This is a genomic window from Glutamicibacter sp. NPDC127525 (assembly GCF_042672105.1).
GTDB lineage: Bacteria > Actinomycetota > Actinomycetes > Actinomycetales > Micrococcaceae > Glutamicibacter.
The window spans coordinates 177,325-193,111 of sequence record NZ_JBHXVN010000005.1 but is presented as its reverse complement, the minus strand read 5'-3'; the positions used below and the strand labels follow the sequence as shown (position 1 = coordinate 193,111).

Genomic DNA, 15,787 nt, shown 5'->3' with positions numbered 1-15,787 from the left:
AATTTGTGATCCGCAATACCGGATCCCGGACTCGGGGAATGAAGCGCTTGGCTAGCGGGCGTTGGGCGGTGCGGTACTCGCCCGGATTACCAGCGTTGGCGCAATCACTTTCGGGACCCTGTCAGCCGTGGCGCCTTCCAGCAATTCCATCAGCGCAGCATGGCCGACATCGCGGAAAGGCTGGCGAACCGTGGTCAGCGAAGGGATCAGGAAATTGGAGATTTGCAGGTCGTCGAAACCGATAACCGAAACGTCATTGGGCACTTCCAGCCCGGCTTCCCAGAAAGCACGCAGAACACCGGTGGCAAGGTAATCATTCGCTGCGAATACTGCCGTAACTTCGCCGGCGCGTATCGGGTCAACCAGACGCTGGCCTGCCTCATAGCCGCTCTGGGCCTGCCAGGATTCAGCTGGCACCTCAACAATCGGGGCCTTGGCTTCCAGCATTTTTTCCCGCCAGCCGATCTGCCGTTCGGTGGCGTCGAACCAGCCGGTCGGCCCGGACACGTGGACGATCTTGCGGTGCCCCAGGGCCAGAAGATGACCAGTGGCCAAGCGCGCGCCTTCACGCTGGTCGATGTACACGTAATGCGCCGGATCCGCGTCGGGAACCTCCGTGCGAGCGGCCACGACCACCACTGGAATCGTCAGGGCAGCATCATCCAGGGCATCGATCACCTTTTCGAAGGGCGCAACCATCACCACGCCATCAACGCCCTGGTCCACCAGGTGGCTGAGGGCTTCGCTCGCGCTGTGCGCGTCATAGCGATCCAGTGCGGTAACGGTCACGAAATATCCCTGCGCACGGGCAGCGGCCTCGATGGCCAGCACGGTGGATTGCGGTCCGAAGAATTCGCTGCCGATGGTCAGAATGCCGATAGTGCTCGAGTGCGATGTGGCCAGTGCCCGCGCGGCTCGGTTGCGGCGATAACCCAGCTGCCGGATGGCATCCAGCACCTGGTCGCGGGTTCCCGCCCTGACGTTTGGATGGTCGTTGAGCACGCGGGAAACCGTCTGATGGGACACCCCAGCCAAGGCCGCCACATCCGCCATCGACGGGGGCCGGTTTCCTGGGCGCCCTTCACCGGGCTGAGCAATGTTCACAACGGTCATTATTGCAAACACCTTCGAAACAGCCACTGTCGCGGGCGAATATCCAGTCAATCAGCGAGCCGGATTACTGCATTCCCTTGAAGGTATATAACGCACTTTCGCCTTGAACCATTGAAAAACCGGTGATGAACAGACGTATCCTGCACTCGCAGACCAGCCTGGCGGCGGCTCGGAAAAAACTCATGGAGAATTTGCCCGAGCGTATTACTTTCCGGGGAGCAGTGGGCATATGATCTTGGAAGCACCTTTGTACTGACAACTGTACATTTCGTTTCCACGCATGCATTCCACACGCCAAGGAGGACCAATGGCAAAACTGTCCATGAATGTCACAACAAGTTTCTACGGGAATGTTGCCACCGACATTGCAACGGCACGGTCGGCCGGATTCGGCGGCATCGAGCTGCAAAGCCCGAAACTCTATCGCTATCTTGATGCCGGCTTTTCTGTGCACACGCTTCCAGAAATGCTCACGGGCCTTGAAGTGACAGGAATCGGCGCAGTCCTTGACCTTGAACGCCAAGGCACCGCACGGGATGACATGCTCCGGGAAGTCAGGCGGATGGCCGAAATCGCCACAGTGGTCGGCGCACCGATCCTGCAAATGTGCACCGGGCCAGTGGACTGGAATGTGGTCAAGGATTTCAAGTCCGGAAAACTCGCAGCATCTGATGATCGCTACCGCGGGACACTCGGCCTCTCGGAACCGGAAGCCATGGCCATTGCCGCCGATAATGTATCTGCTGCCGCCGGGATCGCCGCAGAGCACGGGCTGGAGATCTACTTGGAACCGCTGGCTTGGTCCAATATCAATCGGTGTCGGCAAGCCCTGGAAATTATTGAGCGCTGCGGCCGCGAGAACGTTGGCATCGCCTTGGACACCTGGCATTTCTGGACCGTCGGGGACACCTTGGAAGAAGTGGCCGCGTTGCCCAAGGAACTGATCAAGGCGGCCCATATTTCCGACGGGTTGGATCTGGATCGGCGCCATGAGGTTCCGGCCCAGGACGTGCACCGCAATGTCGTCATCGGCGGTGGCGCCATCCCATTGCAGCAGTGGGTGGACGCGATCAAGTCCACCGGCTATGACGGCTGGTGGGTTTCCGAGATGTTCTCTGACCGCGCCAATGAGCACGACTTCCACAAGGTTGCCAGCACCATGCGCAATCTTCTGGACATCATGATCTCCTGACTTCAACCAACTTCACGAGGTGCCTTCAATGCAAAGATTCGCCCTGATCGGCGCCGGCTTCATCGGCTCGGTGCATGCACACAACTTGGCCGCACACCCGGAGATCGACTTTAAACTGGTCTACGACATTGACCCTCAGCGAGCTGCTGCTCTGGCCTCGCGACATGGCGCCAAGGCAGCAGCAACGCTCGACCAGATTTTCGGCAATGACGGCCTGGACGCAGTGTTCATCGCGTCATCAACGGATTCCCACGCCCAGAACCTCCGCCTTGCAGCCGATGCGCGCCTGGCGGCTCTCGTCGAAAAGCCAATCGACCTCGACTTGGAAACGGCAAAGGCGACGGTAGCCTACGTTGAACGTTCAGGAATCAAGGCCATGGTCAATTTCAACCGGCGCTTCGATCGCGCTCACGCAGAGCTCAAGGAGCTCGTGCACTCCGGGCGAATCGGCGATCTGGCTTTGCTCCAGTTGACTTCGCGTGGCCCGGGATTGCCACCACTGGCTTACCTGAAAAATTCTGGCGGCCAGTTCCGCGATCAAGCCGTGCACTTCTATGATTTGGCACGCTGGATATCAGGCCAGGATCCCCTGCAGGTGCACGCCTTCGGCTCGGCCCTGTCCGCCCCGGAGATTGCGGAATTTGGCGATGTGGACACTTCGATCAGTTCGCTGCAGTTCCCTAGTGGAGCGATGGCCCAAATAGATTGTGTGCGCCATACGAATTACGGCTATGACGAACGCATCGAAGCGCTGGGGTCTGAAGCCATGGCCGCATCTGAACGGCAACCCTCGGGGCACGTCAGCCTGTTCCAGGGGCAGCACGCGCAATCCCACGGGCTGCACGGCAACTGGTTCGACAGGGTCCAGCCAACCTATGCCGCCAGCTTGGGAGCCTTCGTTCAGGCACTGGACGAAGACCGGGAAGTACCTGTCACGTTGCGTGAGGGGCTCAAATCCCAGGCCATCGCCCAGGCCGCGGTGCGTTCCATCGCTACTGGCCATAGTGAAATGATTGACTACTCGCTCTAAGCACTGGGACAGCTAAGGCCTGGGCTTCTTCACCATCGCGAAGAAGCCCAGGCCTTAGCTGCGGTTGGGTCAGGCTGTTGCTTGAGAGTTCGCGCCCGCCTCTGCCTCTGCCAGCTCTTCATCATGTCCACCAAGCTGTTCAAGCTCATGAGCCAGTTCAGCGAGTTCAGCGCCACCGGCCATCTGGGCGGTCAGCTCTTCGACGGTGATTTCCGACTTCGAGTAGTACCCGATGGAGCGGCCGCGTTTCAGCAACAGGAACGAGTCCCCTACCGGATACGCGTGATGCGGGTTGTGCGTAATGAAGATGACACCCAACCCGCGGTCGCGCGCCTGGAGGATGTAGCGCAGCACCACGCCGGACTGCTTGACGCCCAAGGCGGCGGTAGGCTCATCGAGGATCAGGACCTTGGCTCCGAAATATACCGCGCGAGCGATGGCTACGCACTGGCGTTCACCGCCGGACAGCTGGCCGATCGGCTGCTCGACGTCACGCAGATCAATGCCCATGTCGGAGAGCTCCTGCTTGGTGATGTCCTTCATTTTCTGCACATCAAGCTTCTTGAACAGCCCAACCCCGGTGGTCAGTTCCGAGCCGAGGAAGAAGTTGCGCCAGATCGGCATCAAAGGAACGACCGCCAGGTCCTGGTACACCGCGGCGATGCCGGCATCCAGTGCGACGCGGGGACTCTTGAGCTTGATGGCCGAGCCATGCAAACTGAACTCTCCTTCATCGTGCTGGTGCAAGCCGGCGATGATCTTGATCAGCGTGGACTTGCCGGCGCCGTTATCCCCGAGAACGCAGGTGACCTTGCCCGGATCCACCACCATGTCGACACCGCGCAGGGCGATGATGCTTCCGTAGTGCTTGCCAACTCCCTTGAGGGTCAGCAGGTTGTCGCTGATCTTGGGCTCGAGCTTCTCGAGCAGGTCTTCGGTCTTCTTATTCTTGCGAGTCTTCATGATTTTTGTCCTTGGCTTCCTACTTGCTGGATTCCGCACGCTTTTTCACCACGATGTTGACCACCGTAGCCAAGAGCAGCATCAGGCCAAGGAAGAACTTGAACCAGTCCGGATTCCATTCCGCGTACACGATGCCCTTGTTCGCCATGCCGAAAATGAACGCCCCGATAGCGCCGCCAATGGCTGAACCGTAACCGCCGGTGAGCAGGCAGCCGCCGATGACCGCGGCAATGATGTAGAGGAATTCATTGCCGATGCCTTCGCCGGACTGCACCGAGTCAAAGGCGAAGAGGTTGTGCATGCCCAGCACCCAGCCGCAGAATCCAACGGCCATGAAGAGTCCGATCTTGGTGCGGACCACTGGAACGCCGACGGCGCGAGCGGCCTTCTCATCCCCGCCTACGGCGAAGATCCAGTTCCCGATCTTGGTTCGGAGCAAGATCCAGGAAGCGATGATCACCATGGCGATCCAGATGAACACGGTGATCTTGACGTCGATCCCGGCGATATTGACTGAAGAGGCAAAGACCGCCTTTGCGCTCTGGAATCCTTCAATATCCGCAATAGATGGAGAGGACACCGAGCCGCCAATGGCTCGCGTCAGGCCCAGATTCAGGCCGGTGAGCATCAAGAAACTGGCCAGCGTCACGATGAAGGATGGCAGCTTGGTCTTGATCAGGATGATTCCGTTGATGAAACCGATCAGCAGCGAGACGACCAGGGCCAAGGCAATGCCGACCCAGACGTTGAGACCGAAGTACCAGGAGATCATCGATGCACTGAGCGCCGAAGAAATGACGGCCACACCGGTGGATAGGTCGAACTCGCCACCGATCATCAGCAGTGACACGCCAACGGCCATGATGCCGATGGTCGAAGCCCCATAGAGGACGGTGGCCAAGGATGCGGGAGCCAGGAAGACCGGAGCGACGACGGCGAAGAATACGAAGAGGGCGATGGCGCCCACGAGAGCACCGATCTCCGGACGGCCCAGAAGGATAGACAATGCGCTTTTCTTGCCGACGCGCTCGTCCAGAGCCGGAGATTTTCTCTTTTGAGAGGGTGAAGCTGTTATAGATGACATGGGATTTCCTCCGTGTCCAGGCTGCGCGCCGGATCGCCGCTACCGGCAGATCAGGCGCGCGCCGAGGGGATGTGGCTAGCGGACGCCTTCTTGGGCGAAACTGGTAATTTGCTCAGCGACGGCTTTGTCTACAACAGCCGGGCCGGTCAACGTCGCCTGTCCACCGCCGATGGTGAAGCCGCCACGGTTGTTCTGCCACAGCGCATCAACTGCCATGTAGCCCTGCAACCAAGGCTGCTGGTCAACGGTGAACATCACATTGCCCTTGGTGATTTCTTCAACCAACTGCGAGTTCATGTCGAAGGAAGCTACCTCGACCTCGGACTTCGCCGTGGCTTTAGCCTTGAGCAGTGTCATCGTGATGGGTGCGCCCAGGCCGATGATCGCGTCGGCTTGCTTATCGGCTTGGAGCTTTGCGGTTGCCGTTGATTCAACCTGGGTCATGTCAGTGCCCTGCACGTAGAGTATTTCGGTGTCTGGGACGATTTTCTTCACGCCGGCGCAACGTGCTTCAAGCCCAACGTGCCCCTGTTCCTGGATGACGCATATCGGCTTCTTGATTCCCGCCTCCTTCAGCTTTTCGCCAGCGGCCTGGCCTGCAAGCTGCTCATTGGAACCGAAGTGGGCAAATGCTCCGAGATCCTTGAATCGGGCTTCACCGGCATTCAAGCTGACAATGGGGATCCCGGCATCGGCAGCCTTGCCTAGCGCTCCAGCCATGGCGTCGGGCTTGGCCAGGGTCACGGCGATGCCGTCGACGCCCTGGTCAATAGCCTGCTCGATCAGCTGGGACTGGCGTCCGCCATCAGGATCACTCAGATACTGGAGTTCTACGTTGTCCTTGGCCGAAGCTTCTTCAGCGCCCTTTCTAAGAATGTCCCAGAAGGTATCTCCTGGAGCCGCGTGGGTGATGACCGCGATTTTGATGCGGTCAGTAGCCGCCACCGCACCGCCACCGGCATTGCTTTCCGGTTCCGGTGCACGCCCGCCAGTGGACGAGCAAGCCGCCAGCCCCAATGCTGGAATGATGGCGAGCGTGATTGCGAGTTTGCGCCAAATTGGCTTTCCCATATTCGTTTCCCCTTCAGGAATCCCCGGCGCACCCCGATTGTCCCCTGGGGCGGGCCGCCTTAACAAGATGTTCCGTGACTTGAATCACAAGATGCCTAAAGTGTGCGTGACGAAAAGCGATCCGTCAAGACTTTGTTAAGACATAAGGATGTGAAGACGAGTAATTTGCCGACCTCGACAAGCACGGCGAAACGCCGCTTTCACAGGGTTCAACGGTGCAGCTGCGACGAGGAGCGCACGATAAGCCGCGGTGGAATCATCAACTGACGTGCAAATTTTCCTTCCGGATTCCGCATCAATTGGAGCAGCAGCCGCACGCTGCTGCGACCGAGATCTTCCGAATCCGAGCCGATGCTGGTCAGCGAAATTCTTCCCAGCGACGATAGGGAAATATTGTCGTAGCCAGTCACCGCCGCAGACACGCCAGCCTCATCCAGAGCCTGCAGCGCCCCAATGGCGGAAAGATCATTGAAACAAGCCAGCGATTCAGGCCGTGCCCCCGAGGCCAGCAGTCGCGCTACGGCTTCATGCCCGGCCTGAATCGTTGGCCCGGCTTCCACCACCTGTACGTGCTGGCGCAAGCCATGGCGCAGCATCGCCCGATGATAGGCGGCTTCGCGCATCGCAGAAACCGGACCAGCGCCACCGGCTATATGGGTAATCCACGCATTTCCGCAATCGACCAAGTGGTCAATCACCATGCCGAAGCCCTGCTCATCATCAACCGAAACCGCGCCAGCGCTTGATTGGGCCTGGCGCCCGCCGCCAACAAATACCGCGGGAGTCTCACCCAAGGCGGCTTCGAAACTGACGGCGTCATCGGCTGATCCAACGACGAGAATTCCACTGACCCGCAAATCGCGCAAGGTCTGCAATTCCGCGGGCCCAACGCCCTGCCCGTCATGAATCGCGGCCGCACTGAACAGCACGTCAAGCCCTGCTGCTTGCAACTGTTCGCGAACCACTTCCGCGACGCTCAGAACCCAGGGATTATGCAGTTCCCCCAAGACAACGCCAATGGCATGCCGGTTCTCGGCCGAAAGCGAGCGCGCTGCCAGGTTGGGCTGATAGCCCAACTCGCGGATGGAGTCCTCGACCAGCGAACGCCGCATCGAACTGACCTTGCTAGGATCCGAGAGCACCAGGGAGACCAAGGATTTTGAGACCCCGGCATGCTTGGCGACGTCCCGGATCGTGGGGCGGCGGCGCGACGAGTCAGGCATGGCGGTCAGTATTGCACACTCGCAGCGCGCACCGGCTCATCCAGCGCCTGCCACGTGCCGCTTGCGGCAGATGCTTCGGCCGCTTCGACCACTGCGGCTGCCGCCACCGCATCGGCGATGGTGGAGTTCGTTTTCTCGCCACCGGCGACAGCCAGCAGGAACTTCTTGGCCTCGATGGTCTTGAGGTCGTCAAAGCCCATCGCGTTCCCTGGGCCTGGCTGGAACCGGGAGTATTCGCCATGCTTTGGCGAGCCGATCACCGTCGTGAATCCCTGTTCTTCGTTGTCTCGACCGAGCACGACTTCCAGTTCATTCATGCGTTCAAAATCCCACTTGACCGAACCTTCCGTGCCGTAGATTTCCAGCCGGTAACCGCACTGCGGTCCCACAGCCACCCGGGATGCCTCGATAGTTCCGATCGCGCGGTCCGCCACGCCTTCTGGGCTGAAACGCACCAACGCTGCGGCGTAATCCTCATTCTCGACTTCACCTTGCTCACCGCCTTCGATCAGGTCGAAGTGCGTGCCCTGGCCCATGGATAGTTTCGGCCGGGACGGGATCATGACATTGGTGGATGCGGAAATGCCCTGGATGGGGCCGACAACATGGCTGCATAGATCAGCTGCATGGCTGAACAGGTCAGCAAGCACCCCGCTGCCGGCCAGCTCCCGGTTGAAGCGCCACGACAGAGCGGCCCGGGGGTCTGCCGCATATCCGGCAAGGAAGCTGGCGCGGACATTCGTGATGGATCCCAGCCGGCCTTCTTGCACCAGCTGGCGGGCGCGTGCGATAGCTGGCGCATGCCGGTAGTTGAACCCGACCGAGGTGACCACGCCATTGCGGATGGCGGCTTGCTCGATAGCCTGCGTTTCGGCCAGGCTTCGGCCGGCGGGCTTTTCGATCCAGAAGTGCTTGCCGGCCTCCGCTGCGGCGATCGCCATGTCGGCGTGCAGGAAGTTCGGAGCGCAAATCGAGACGACATCCACCTCGGGATCGGCTAGCACCTGGTGGTAGTCCAGTGTTCCGCGCTCGAAGCCCAGTGTTGAGATCGCGAAGTCGACTCGCGACTGCTCGGTGTCCGCGGCTATGACCAGTCTTGGCTTGATGCCCAGCTCTGGATAAGCATAGGGCACCGAACTGTAGGCGCGAGCGTGCAGCTTGCCCATCCATCCCACCGAGATCAGCCCCACGCCGATGCTGCGCTGTTCATTCATGATGTTCTCCTGTCTGCGGCGTTTAACGCCGTGATTCCCTGTGGCCGCCGCGGCTCGCCTCAAGTCTTGGACCGTTCCAAAAAACCATATGTGCCACTGGAATCCTCGGGCAATGGAATCTGCCGAATTTCTTATCTGGACGATTGGACAATCCAACCTGTTGTCCAATTCCCCTTGTCGGACCTCATGTCTGACTCGAACCCCGCGGCTGGCAACGCCGCTGGGGATCACCAACTTGCGTGGAGAATGCTTTGGAATGATTGGATTTCCAGCCAAAGGATGCCCAAATCGTGAACTTTCATATATAGTTTGTCCTGTCAAAGCGACATATCATGACAAAGTCGCCGGCAAGGAGCAACTGTGAGCACACCACTGAGCATCAAGATCGACCGATCTTCGCCCATTCCCCTTTACCACCAGGTAGCGCAAGGCATCGAAGGCGCGATCCGCGACGGTTCGCTGGCCTCGGGCACTCGACTGGAAAATGAAATCGAGCTGGCCCAGCGGCTGCGGCTTTCACGGCCCACCATTCGCAAGGCCATGGATGACCTAGTCCAGTCCGGCCTGCTGGTGCGCAAGCGCGGTGTGGGAACGCAGGTTGTTTCCAGCCAGATCCGCCGGCATCTTGAGCTGTCCAGCCTGAATGACGACCTTGAGCGCGCCGGGAAGAAGCCTTCTACCACCCTGCTCAGCTTCGAGCACATTCCCGCTCCGCCGGAGATCCAGGATCTTCTTTCGTTGCCCAAGGACGTCTCTGTCTACCACTTCACCCGGCTGCGTTCTGCCGGAGGCAGCCCGCTGGCCCTCATGGAGAACTGGGTTCGCGACGACATTGTCGAGCTGGACGAAAAGTCCTTGCAGGCCCATGGCCTCTACGAGCTCCTGCGCGAAGCAGGGGTGAACTTCCGGCTGGCCCAGCAGCGCATCGGGGCCACGACCGCAGATGAAGCCCAGGCCAAGACCTTGGACGCAGCGGCCGGTTCGGCCCTGGTGACCATGCAGCGCACCGCGGTGGATGACACTGGGCGCAACGTGGAAACCGGCTCCCATGTTTATCGAGCAGACGCCTACAGTTTTGAAATGACCTTGGTGCAACGCTAGGCACCTGTCCCCCGCCGTCGAAAGGATCGACTGATGACCGATTGGATTTACCCTGCAGGTTCGGCCGCTAACGGAGAATGGAGCATCTCGCTCGGTGCCCATGACTCAGCCGTTTCCATAGACGGCTGGGCACACACCGGACTCAAGGTAGCTGAGCTGGCCCCTGGCCAAACAGTTGAACTGGAGGCCTGCGGCGAAGAACGGATCGTGGTCCCGCTCAGCGGCGAATCATTCACTGTCGCCATGGCAGGAACCGAACATGTTCTCAAGGGTCGCGAATCAGTCTTTGCTGGACCTGCTGATGTCCTCTACACCGGCATCAACACGGCGCTGTCCATCAGCTCCGCCAAAGGGGGCCGGGTCGCCGTCGCACTGGCCCCGGCCAAGCAGTCCTACCCGACCCGGCTGATCAGGGCAGAAGAGACCCCTGTGGAGCTGCGCGGCGCAGGAAACTGCTCCCGCCAGGTCCACAACTTCGGCACCCCGGCCGCCCTGGAAGCGGACCGATTCATCGTCTGCGAAGTCATCACTCCGGCGGGCAACTGGTCTTCCTACCCTCCGCATAAGCATGATCAGGAGAAGGAAGGCGAAACCAGCCTCGAGGAAATCTACTACTTCGAGACGCAGCTAGCCCAGGGCATGCCCGCCGAGGCGGCAAGCGATCCCATCGGCTACGCGCGCGTTTATGCTTCGGATGAACGCCCCATCGATGTAAATGCCGAGGTCCGCACCGGGGACGTTGTCCTGGTCCCCTACGGCTGGCATGGTCCGGCCATGGCCGGGCCGGGATACGACCTCTACTACCTGAACGTCATGGCCGGCCCGGGGCGGGTGCGCGATTGGCTGATCAGCGATGATCCCCACCACGGCTGGATCCGCCAGACTTGGGATTCGCAGAGCATGGATTCGCGCTTGCCTTTCGGCGCTGGCGCGTAGCTTCTCGGAACGCACGCCAAGTGGCGGCAGCAGGTTTTCCTGCTGCCGCCACTGGGCTTTAGACTCTCATTCCGATGCTCGGTGCATGATGCTAGCGCGCCACGGGCTTGGACAGCGGTGAAAACGCCTGGGCAAAGGCCGCGATGGCTCCTTCGGAATCTGCGCTGGCGTAGGCCTCCATGCCGATCGGGCCAGAATAACCCAGCTCGGCCAGCACACGGGCGACGGCCAGATAGTTGATCTCCCCGGTGCCCGGCTCGCACCGTCCGGGTACGTCTGCGACCTGGATTTCCCCAATGTGCGGAAGCGCCGAGCGCACCAGTTCGATGAGGTTCCCCTCGCCAATTTGGGCGTGGTACAGGTCCAGCATCATCTTCACGTTCGGGTGCCCGACGGCCTTGACCAGGGACATCGTGTCCTTGGCGCGTCCCAGCGGGATTCCAGGGTGATCCAGGATCGTGTTCAGGTTCTCCAGCATGAAGGTGACCTGGTGCTCTTCGCCGATGCGGCCCAGTGCTTCCAGCGTTCGCGCTGCGGTGAGCCACATCTCTCCGGTAGCCCGGAATTGCGGGCTGGCCGCCTGCCCGTCAACGAGCTGGGCCGGATGCACAACTAGCCGGTGGATGCCCAGCTGCTGGGCTGCCGGGATCAATTCCTTGGCGGTGCGAACAACTTCGCCCGCGCTGTCCGGATCGCAGAGGCTGCCTGCGCTGTAGCCTGTCATGGAGCCGAAACGGGCGCCGGTGGCCGCCAATGCCGGCAGGTCCTTGCCCCGGATATCCCAGAATTCTATTTCAAAGCCGGCCTCGTCCAGGCGCTTCACCCGGTCGATCAGCGGAAGGTCCAGGAAGACCATTTCGGCACAGACCGCCAGTTGCCCGTTCATGGGTTCACCGCAAGGCGGGTGGCGGATTCCAACTTGACCGGCAGCCCGGATTCTGCGGATTCCAAGGCCGCCAGTGCGATGCGCAGGGCTGCGCGGGCGTCGGCGCCGGTGGGGACCGCCAGGGCCGCATCAGCCGTATCCTCGCGCAAGCCCCGGATCTTGCGGGCGAAGACCGAGAGCTGCTCGCGGTAGGCCTGGGCGAATAGCTCGATGTTCAACCGTTCGGTTGGCGCATGCGCTCCCTGGCTGTCGAAGCTGGCCGCGGCCAGCTGCACCGGATTGCCTGCCTGCACCATGCCCTTTGAACCGAAGACTTCTCCGCGCACGTCATAGCCGTAGCTGGCCGAGAAGTTCGCCTCGGCCACGGCGATTGCCCCATTGGAGTAGCGCAGGCTCACCACGGCGGTATCCAGCAAACCGGAGCCCCGGTGCTCAGGGGCCACCAGCGCATCGGACATGACGTGGACTTCCACTGCTTCGGCTCCCGGGTTCAACCAGTTCAGGGTGTCAAAATCGTGGATCAGGGTTTCAGTGAAAATGACGTGGGAACGGATCTTTGCCGCGTTGGGCAGCCCGCCGGCCACTTCTGGATCCCGGGTCAGCGAGCGCAGCAGTTGCGGGGTGCCAATAACTCCGGAATGCACCTGTTCCGCCACAACGGCGAAGTCCCGGGAGAAGCGCCGGTTGAAACCGATCTGCAGCAGCACCCCGGAAGCCTCCACGGCGTCAAGCGCGGCGTCCAAGTCCGACAACGCGTGCGCTGCCGGCTTTTCGCAGAAGATGTGCTTTCCGGCTGCGGCGGCTTGGGCGATCAAGCCGGCATGGAAGCTCGAAGGCGCCCCGATAACCACGGCGTCCACGCTGTCGTCGGCCAGCACGTCGGCGATGTCTTCGGTGTAGTTCGGGCAACCAAGCTCAGCGGCCAGTTCAGCGGCCCGGCCCGGCGCCGGGTCCGCTATGACATGCAATAGCGCATCCGGCAGATGCTGCGCCACGGTGCGGGCGTGGAATGCTCCGATCCACCCGGTACCGATAACGGCCAGGCGCAGCGGCTTTACTGAAGTTTCTGGCAGGGTCTGGTAAGCCATGAAGTCTCTCCTAGAACGTTCTAGATTTAGTGTTCAGGAAAATCATGGCACACTGGATAGCAACTGTCTATAACGTTCTAGAAGAAAGTTCCGCCCATGCCGACACCCCCTGCAAAACGCCCCACACTGGCCGACGTCGCCCGCGCCTCTGGGGTCTCGGTAGCGCTGGCCTCGATTGTCATGCGCGGTGCCGAGGGTGCCAGCGAGGAGTCCCGGTCCCGAGTCAAGCAGGCGGCCGCGGAGTTGGGTTACCGCCCGGATTCGCGCGCGCGGTCTCTGCGCAGCAACCGCAGCCGGACCATCGGGCTGGCCCTGGCGCTGGGAGAACCGTTGCATGCGGAGTTGGCCGATGCCCTGTACGAGCAGGCAGACCAGAACGGCTTCGAGATCATCCTGGGCGCTACCGGCAGGCACCGCGATGAACGCCGAGTGCTCAATACGCTGATCGATGCGGGAGTCGAAGCGGTGATTGGCCTGTTCCCGGAACTTCCGCCGGCTCAACTGGTCCACGCCTCCAAGCAGCTTCCCATAATCAGCCTGCTGCGCACGATTGACGGCATCCCATCCGTCATTACCAACGAAGCTGCCGGCGTTGAACAAGCCGTCCGCCATGTGGCCCAGCTCGGCCACACCCGGCTGCTGCATCTGGATGGCGGATCTGCCATCGCGGCGCAACAGCGGCGCGATGCCTTTGCCGAATCCGCCGCCCGCGCCAACGCGCACGGCCAAGTGCTCCCAGCTGGCCCCGATGACGCCACCGCTTTCACGGTCCTGCGCGAATACCTGGCAGCAACTCCCCCAGCCGAACGCGCCACAGCGGTACTGGCCTTCAATGACCGTGCGGCACTCGGCGCCCGCCAAGCAATCGACCTTGCCGGCCTGCATGTTCCCGAGCAGATCTGCCTGGTCGGCTATGACGACAGTGAATTCGCCAGGCTGGCGCACGCCGATCTGACCAGCGTTCGGCAAGATGTCGCGGCACTGGCCCAAACCGCCATGCACGCGGCCCTGAACGCCCCGGGCGCTTCCAGCACCCATGCCCCGCAGCTGGTAGTGCGAGGCAGCACGGCAAGGCCCCGGGCATAGCAGCGAGCCCAGCCCCCTGCCACGTGGGGGGGCTGGGCTTGCCAGCTCAGCGATGCGCCGGGATTCAGGCGTTGACCGCAGGCTTGACGTGGTAGATCGCTCCGGTGGAAACATCCTCTTCCAGCGCTTCCAGCGAGCGTCCACGGGTTTCAGGCACCTGCGTGGCTACGAAGAACAGTGCCAGCACACCGATGCCAGCGAAGATGAAGAAGGACCCGGTAATCCCGGTCCCGGAGACCAGCGATGGGAAGAACAGCGCCAGCACGCCGTTGGTCGTCCAGCCGAAGAACACCGAGATGCCAATGCCCAGTCCGCGCATATGCAGCGGGAAGATTTCAGCCAGCCATACCCAGACGGCCACGTTCAGGAATGTCTGCATGGACATCACGAAGGCAACCACCAGGATCAGGATCACCACTGGCCGGATCGGGCTGCCAACTGGCAGCAGCATGCCCGCGATAGCCACCAGCAGGTGGCAGGTGGTGGTCAGCGACAGGCCAATCAGGAACGTCTTGCGGCGGTCCATGCGGTCCATGTTGCGCAGGGCGATAATTCCGCCAATGACAGCAACCACGCCAAAGGCGATATTCGCCAGTACTGCCTGCTGCTCTGACATCCCGGATTCTTCCAGCACGCGCGTGCCGTAGTACATGATCGAGTTGATGCCCGTGAGCTGCTGAGTCATGGAAACGCCGATGCCGATGGCGATGATGCGCATCAGCCATTTGTTCTTCAGCACCGCTTTGATGCCCACCGGCTTGTTAGCCAGCTTTTCCTCGTCGGCGACAATCTCGATCTCGTGGACTTCGGCCATTGCGCGTTCAGGCGAGCGCACGGTCTTGAGCACCCGCAACGCCTCGGCATAGCGGCGCTTTTCCACGAGCCAGCGAGGGGATTCAGGCATGCGCAGCATGCCGAAGAACAACGCCAATGCCGGCAAGGCGCAAATCGCGAACATGATACGCCAGATGCCATCCACGGTCCCGCCCAGAACGGTTCCAATGATCGCGTTCATGACGAAGGCGGCCAGCTGGCCCGAGACGATGGCCAACTCATTGCGGCCGGTGATCGAGCCGCGAATTTCATACGGTGCCAGTTCAGCCAGGTATACCGGTACGACCGTAGATGCGCCGCCGACGGCCAATCCGAGCATGATGCGTCCGGCAATCAGCACGCTGTAGCCAAAGGGCGAGAACGTTCCCAGTTCCGGTCCAGCAGGCGAAAAGACAACCAGCAGGCTTCCCGCGAAGAAGAGGACTGCCAGCATGATGATGGTTTTCCGCCGGCCCCACACGTCAGCGATCTGCCCACCGACCAGTGCGCCAATTGCGGCGGCGAAGACCAGCGAGCTGATCACCACGCCAATCTGCAGGAGATTCAGGCCCAGCTCGGCGGCCATCGGGCCTTCAGCACCGTTGGCAACACCTGTGTCATAGCCGAAAAGCAGGCCGCCGAAACAGGCAACGATGGAGATTAAACCGAGACGTTTTGCATGGGGGCCCGGACTAAGGGGCGGCAGACTCGACTCTGCAGAAGCACTCTGCGCACTGGACATGGGGACTCCTTTGGATTGCCCGGGTGGAAGCGTGGCTGGCCTGCGGCCATCCATCGGATCAACTGCGATCCGGCTTCCTCCACTCGGTGCGGCGGGGGCCATTGAGCATTATTCCGGCCCCGTCGATAATTGAAAGTGATGGGCTTCACAGCCCTTATGTAAGGACAATACGTCATCAGTGTTTTCTGGGCAAGCATTCTTGGACATTTTGTCCTGGCGGATACTGCTTTTTGGACTGCCGCAGC

14 protein-coding genes are annotated in these 15,787 nt (G+C 61.0%); 5 read left to right on the top strand and 9 right to left on the bottom strand.

All coding sequences use genetic code 11. From position 1 onward, the window contains the following. Window positions 1-51: 51 nt before the first annotated feature. Complete coding sequence (locus ACFVHU_RS13310) at window positions 52-1,113, bottom strand: substrate-binding domain-containing protein (protein WP_105656529.1); 1,062 nt, start codon at window positions 1,111-1,113, stop codon at window positions 52-54. A gap of 307 nt (window positions 1,114-1,420) precedes the next feature. On the opposite strand from ACFVHU_RS13310, the gene ACFVHU_RS13305 reads away from it, so the two are divergent. Continuing rightward, window positions 1,421-2,305: a sugar phosphate isomerase/epimerase family protein gene (locus tag ACFVHU_RS13305; RefSeq protein ID WP_388024756.1), complete on the top strand. Its 885-nt coding sequence runs from the start codon at window positions 1,421-1,423 to the stop codon at window positions 2,303-2,305. A gap of 28 nt (window positions 2,306-2,333) precedes the next feature. Beyond that, window positions 2,334-3,335, top strand: coding sequence for a Gfo/Idh/MocA family oxidoreductase (locus tag ACFVHU_RS13300; RefSeq protein WP_388024755.1), 1,002 nt, complete (start codon window positions 2,334-2,336; stop codon window positions 3,333-3,335). Between the two features lie 69 nt (window positions 3,336-3,404). On the opposite strand, the gene ACFVHU_RS13295 is transcribed toward ACFVHU_RS13300, so the two are convergent. The 5 genes from ACFVHU_RS13295 to ACFVHU_RS13275 all read right to left on the bottom strand — a co-directional run bounded on the left by ACFVHU_RS13295 (window position 3,405) and on the right by ACFVHU_RS13275 (window position 8,890). Continuing rightward, window positions 3,405-4,298, bottom strand: coding sequence for an ATP-binding cassette domain-containing protein (locus tag ACFVHU_RS13295; RefSeq protein WP_105662247.1), 894 nt, complete (start codon window positions 4,296-4,298; stop codon window positions 3,405-3,407). A 19-nt stretch (window positions 4,299-4,317) separates the two neighbouring features. Then, the gene (locus ACFVHU_RS13290) at window positions 4,318-5,382 is read right to left on the bottom strand and encodes an ABC transporter permease (protein WP_105656533.1); all 1,065 of its coding nucleotides are present in this window, start codon (window positions 5,380-5,382) and stop codon (window positions 4,318-4,320) included. 75 nt (window positions 5,383-5,457) lie between these two features. Beyond that, on the bottom strand, window positions 5,458-6,453 hold the full coding sequence (locus ACFVHU_RS13285; RefSeq protein WP_105662246.1) for a substrate-binding domain-containing protein: 996 nt from the start codon (window positions 6,451-6,453) through the stop codon (window positions 5,458-5,460). Window positions 6,454-6,662: 209 nt separating this feature from the next. Then, complete coding sequence (locus ACFVHU_RS13280) at window positions 6,663-7,676, bottom strand: LacI family DNA-binding transcriptional regulator (RefSeq protein ID WP_133833852.1); 1,014 nt, start codon at window positions 7,674-7,676, stop codon at window positions 6,663-6,665. 5 nt (window positions 7,677-7,681) lie between these two features. Continuing rightward, a complete protein-coding gene (locus ACFVHU_RS13275; protein ID WP_133833851.1) occupies window positions 7,682-8,890 on the bottom strand; it encodes a Gfo/Idh/MocA family protein in 1,209 nt (402 codons plus the stop codon). A gap of 360 nt (window positions 8,891-9,250) precedes the next feature. Between ACFVHU_RS13275 and ACFVHU_RS13270 the strand changes: the two genes are divergently transcribed. Further along, window positions 9,251-9,991, top strand: coding sequence for a GntR family transcriptional regulator (locus ACFVHU_RS13270; protein WP_332486354.1), 741 nt, complete (start codon window positions 9,251-9,253; stop codon window positions 9,989-9,991). Window positions 9,992-10,024: 33 nt separating this feature from the next. Beyond that, entirely contained in the window at window positions 10,025-10,927 is a 903-nt protein-coding gene (gene iolB, locus ACFVHU_RS13265; RefSeq protein WP_332594580.1) for a 5-deoxy-glucuronate isomerase, read from the top strand. Between the two features lie 91 nt (window positions 10,928-11,018). Here the strand turns inward: iolB and ACFVHU_RS13260 are convergent, their stop codons facing one another. After that, window positions 11,019-11,813, bottom strand: coding sequence for a TIM barrel protein (locus ACFVHU_RS13260; RefSeq protein ID WP_388024753.1), 795 nt, complete (start codon window positions 11,811-11,813; stop codon window positions 11,019-11,021). Beyond that, entirely contained in the window at window positions 11,810-12,901 is a 1,092-nt protein-coding gene (locus ACFVHU_RS13255) for a Gfo/Idh/MocA family oxidoreductase (protein WP_105656540.1), read from the bottom strand. Before ACFVHU_RS13255 ends, ACFVHU_RS13260 begins: the two co-directional genes overlap by 4 nt. Window positions 12,902-12,997: 96 nt before the next feature. Here ACFVHU_RS13255 and ACFVHU_RS13250 point away from each other — a divergent pair, with 96 nt between their 5' ends. After that, window positions 12,998-13,987 carry a LacI family DNA-binding transcriptional regulator gene (locus tag ACFVHU_RS13250; RefSeq protein ID WP_388024751.1) on the top strand — a complete coding sequence of 330 codons (990 nt, stop codon included), beginning with the start codon at window positions 12,998-13,000 and terminating at the stop codon, window positions 13,985-13,987. Between the two features lie 64 nt (window positions 13,988-14,051). Here the strand turns inward: ACFVHU_RS13250 and ACFVHU_RS13245 are convergent, their stop codons facing one another. After that, on the bottom strand, window positions 14,052-15,542 hold the full coding sequence (locus tag ACFVHU_RS13245; protein WP_388024750.1) for a sugar porter family MFS transporter: 1,491 nt from the start codon (window positions 15,540-15,542) through the stop codon (window positions 14,052-14,054). Window positions 15,543-15,787 lie beyond the last annotated feature (245 nt).

Bases quoted from the DNA above. Each gene is read 5' to 3' on its own strand.
- ACFVHU_RS13310 (WP_105656529.1), bottom strand. From the start codon at position 1,113: ATGACCGTTGTGAACATTGCTCAGCCCGGTGAAGGGCGCCCAGGAAAC.
- ACFVHU_RS13305 (WP_388024756.1), top strand. From the start codon at position 1,421: ATGGCAAAACTGTCCATGAATGTCACAACAAGTTTCTACGGGAATGTT.
- ACFVHU_RS13300 (WP_388024755.1), top strand. From the start codon at position 2,334: ATGCAAAGATTCGCCCTGATCGGCGCCGGCTTCATCGGCTCGGTGCAT.
- ACFVHU_RS13295 (WP_105662247.1), bottom strand. From the start codon at position 4,298: ATGAAGACTCGCAAGAATAAGAAGACCGAAGACCTGCTCGAGAAGCTC.
- ACFVHU_RS13290 (WP_105656533.1), bottom strand. From the start codon at position 5,382: ATGTCATCTATAACAGCTTCACCCTCTCAAAAGAGAAAATCTCCGGCT.
- ACFVHU_RS13285 (WP_105662246.1), bottom strand. From the start codon at position 6,453: ATGGGAAAGCCAATTTGGCGCAAACTCGCAATCACGCTCGCCATCATT.
- ACFVHU_RS13280 (WP_133833852.1), bottom strand. From the start codon at position 7,676: ATGCCTGACTCGTCGCGCCGCCGCCCCACGATCCGGGACGTCGCCAAG.
- ACFVHU_RS13275 (WP_133833851.1), bottom strand. From the start codon at position 8,890: ATGAATGAACAGCGCAGCATCGGCGTGGGGCTGATCTCGGTGGGATGG.
- iolB (WP_332594580.1), top strand. From the start codon at position 10,025: ATGACCGATTGGATTTACCCTGCAGGTTCGGCCGCTAACGGAGAATGG.
- ACFVHU_RS13260 (WP_388024753.1), bottom strand. From the start codon at position 11,813: ATGAACGGGCAACTGGCGGTCTGTGCCGAAATGGTCTTCCTGGACCTT.
- ACFVHU_RS13255 (WP_105656540.1), bottom strand. From the start codon at position 12,901: ATGGCTTACCAGACCCTGCCAGAAACTTCAGTAAAGCCGCTGCGCCTG.
- ACFVHU_RS13250 (WP_388024751.1), top strand. From the start codon at position 12,998: ATGCCGACACCCCCTGCAAAACGCCCCACACTGGCCGACGTCGCCCGC.
- ACFVHU_RS13245 (WP_388024750.1), bottom strand. From the start codon at position 15,542: ATGTCCAGTGCGCAGAGTGCTTCTGCAGAGTCGAGTCTGCCGCCCCTT.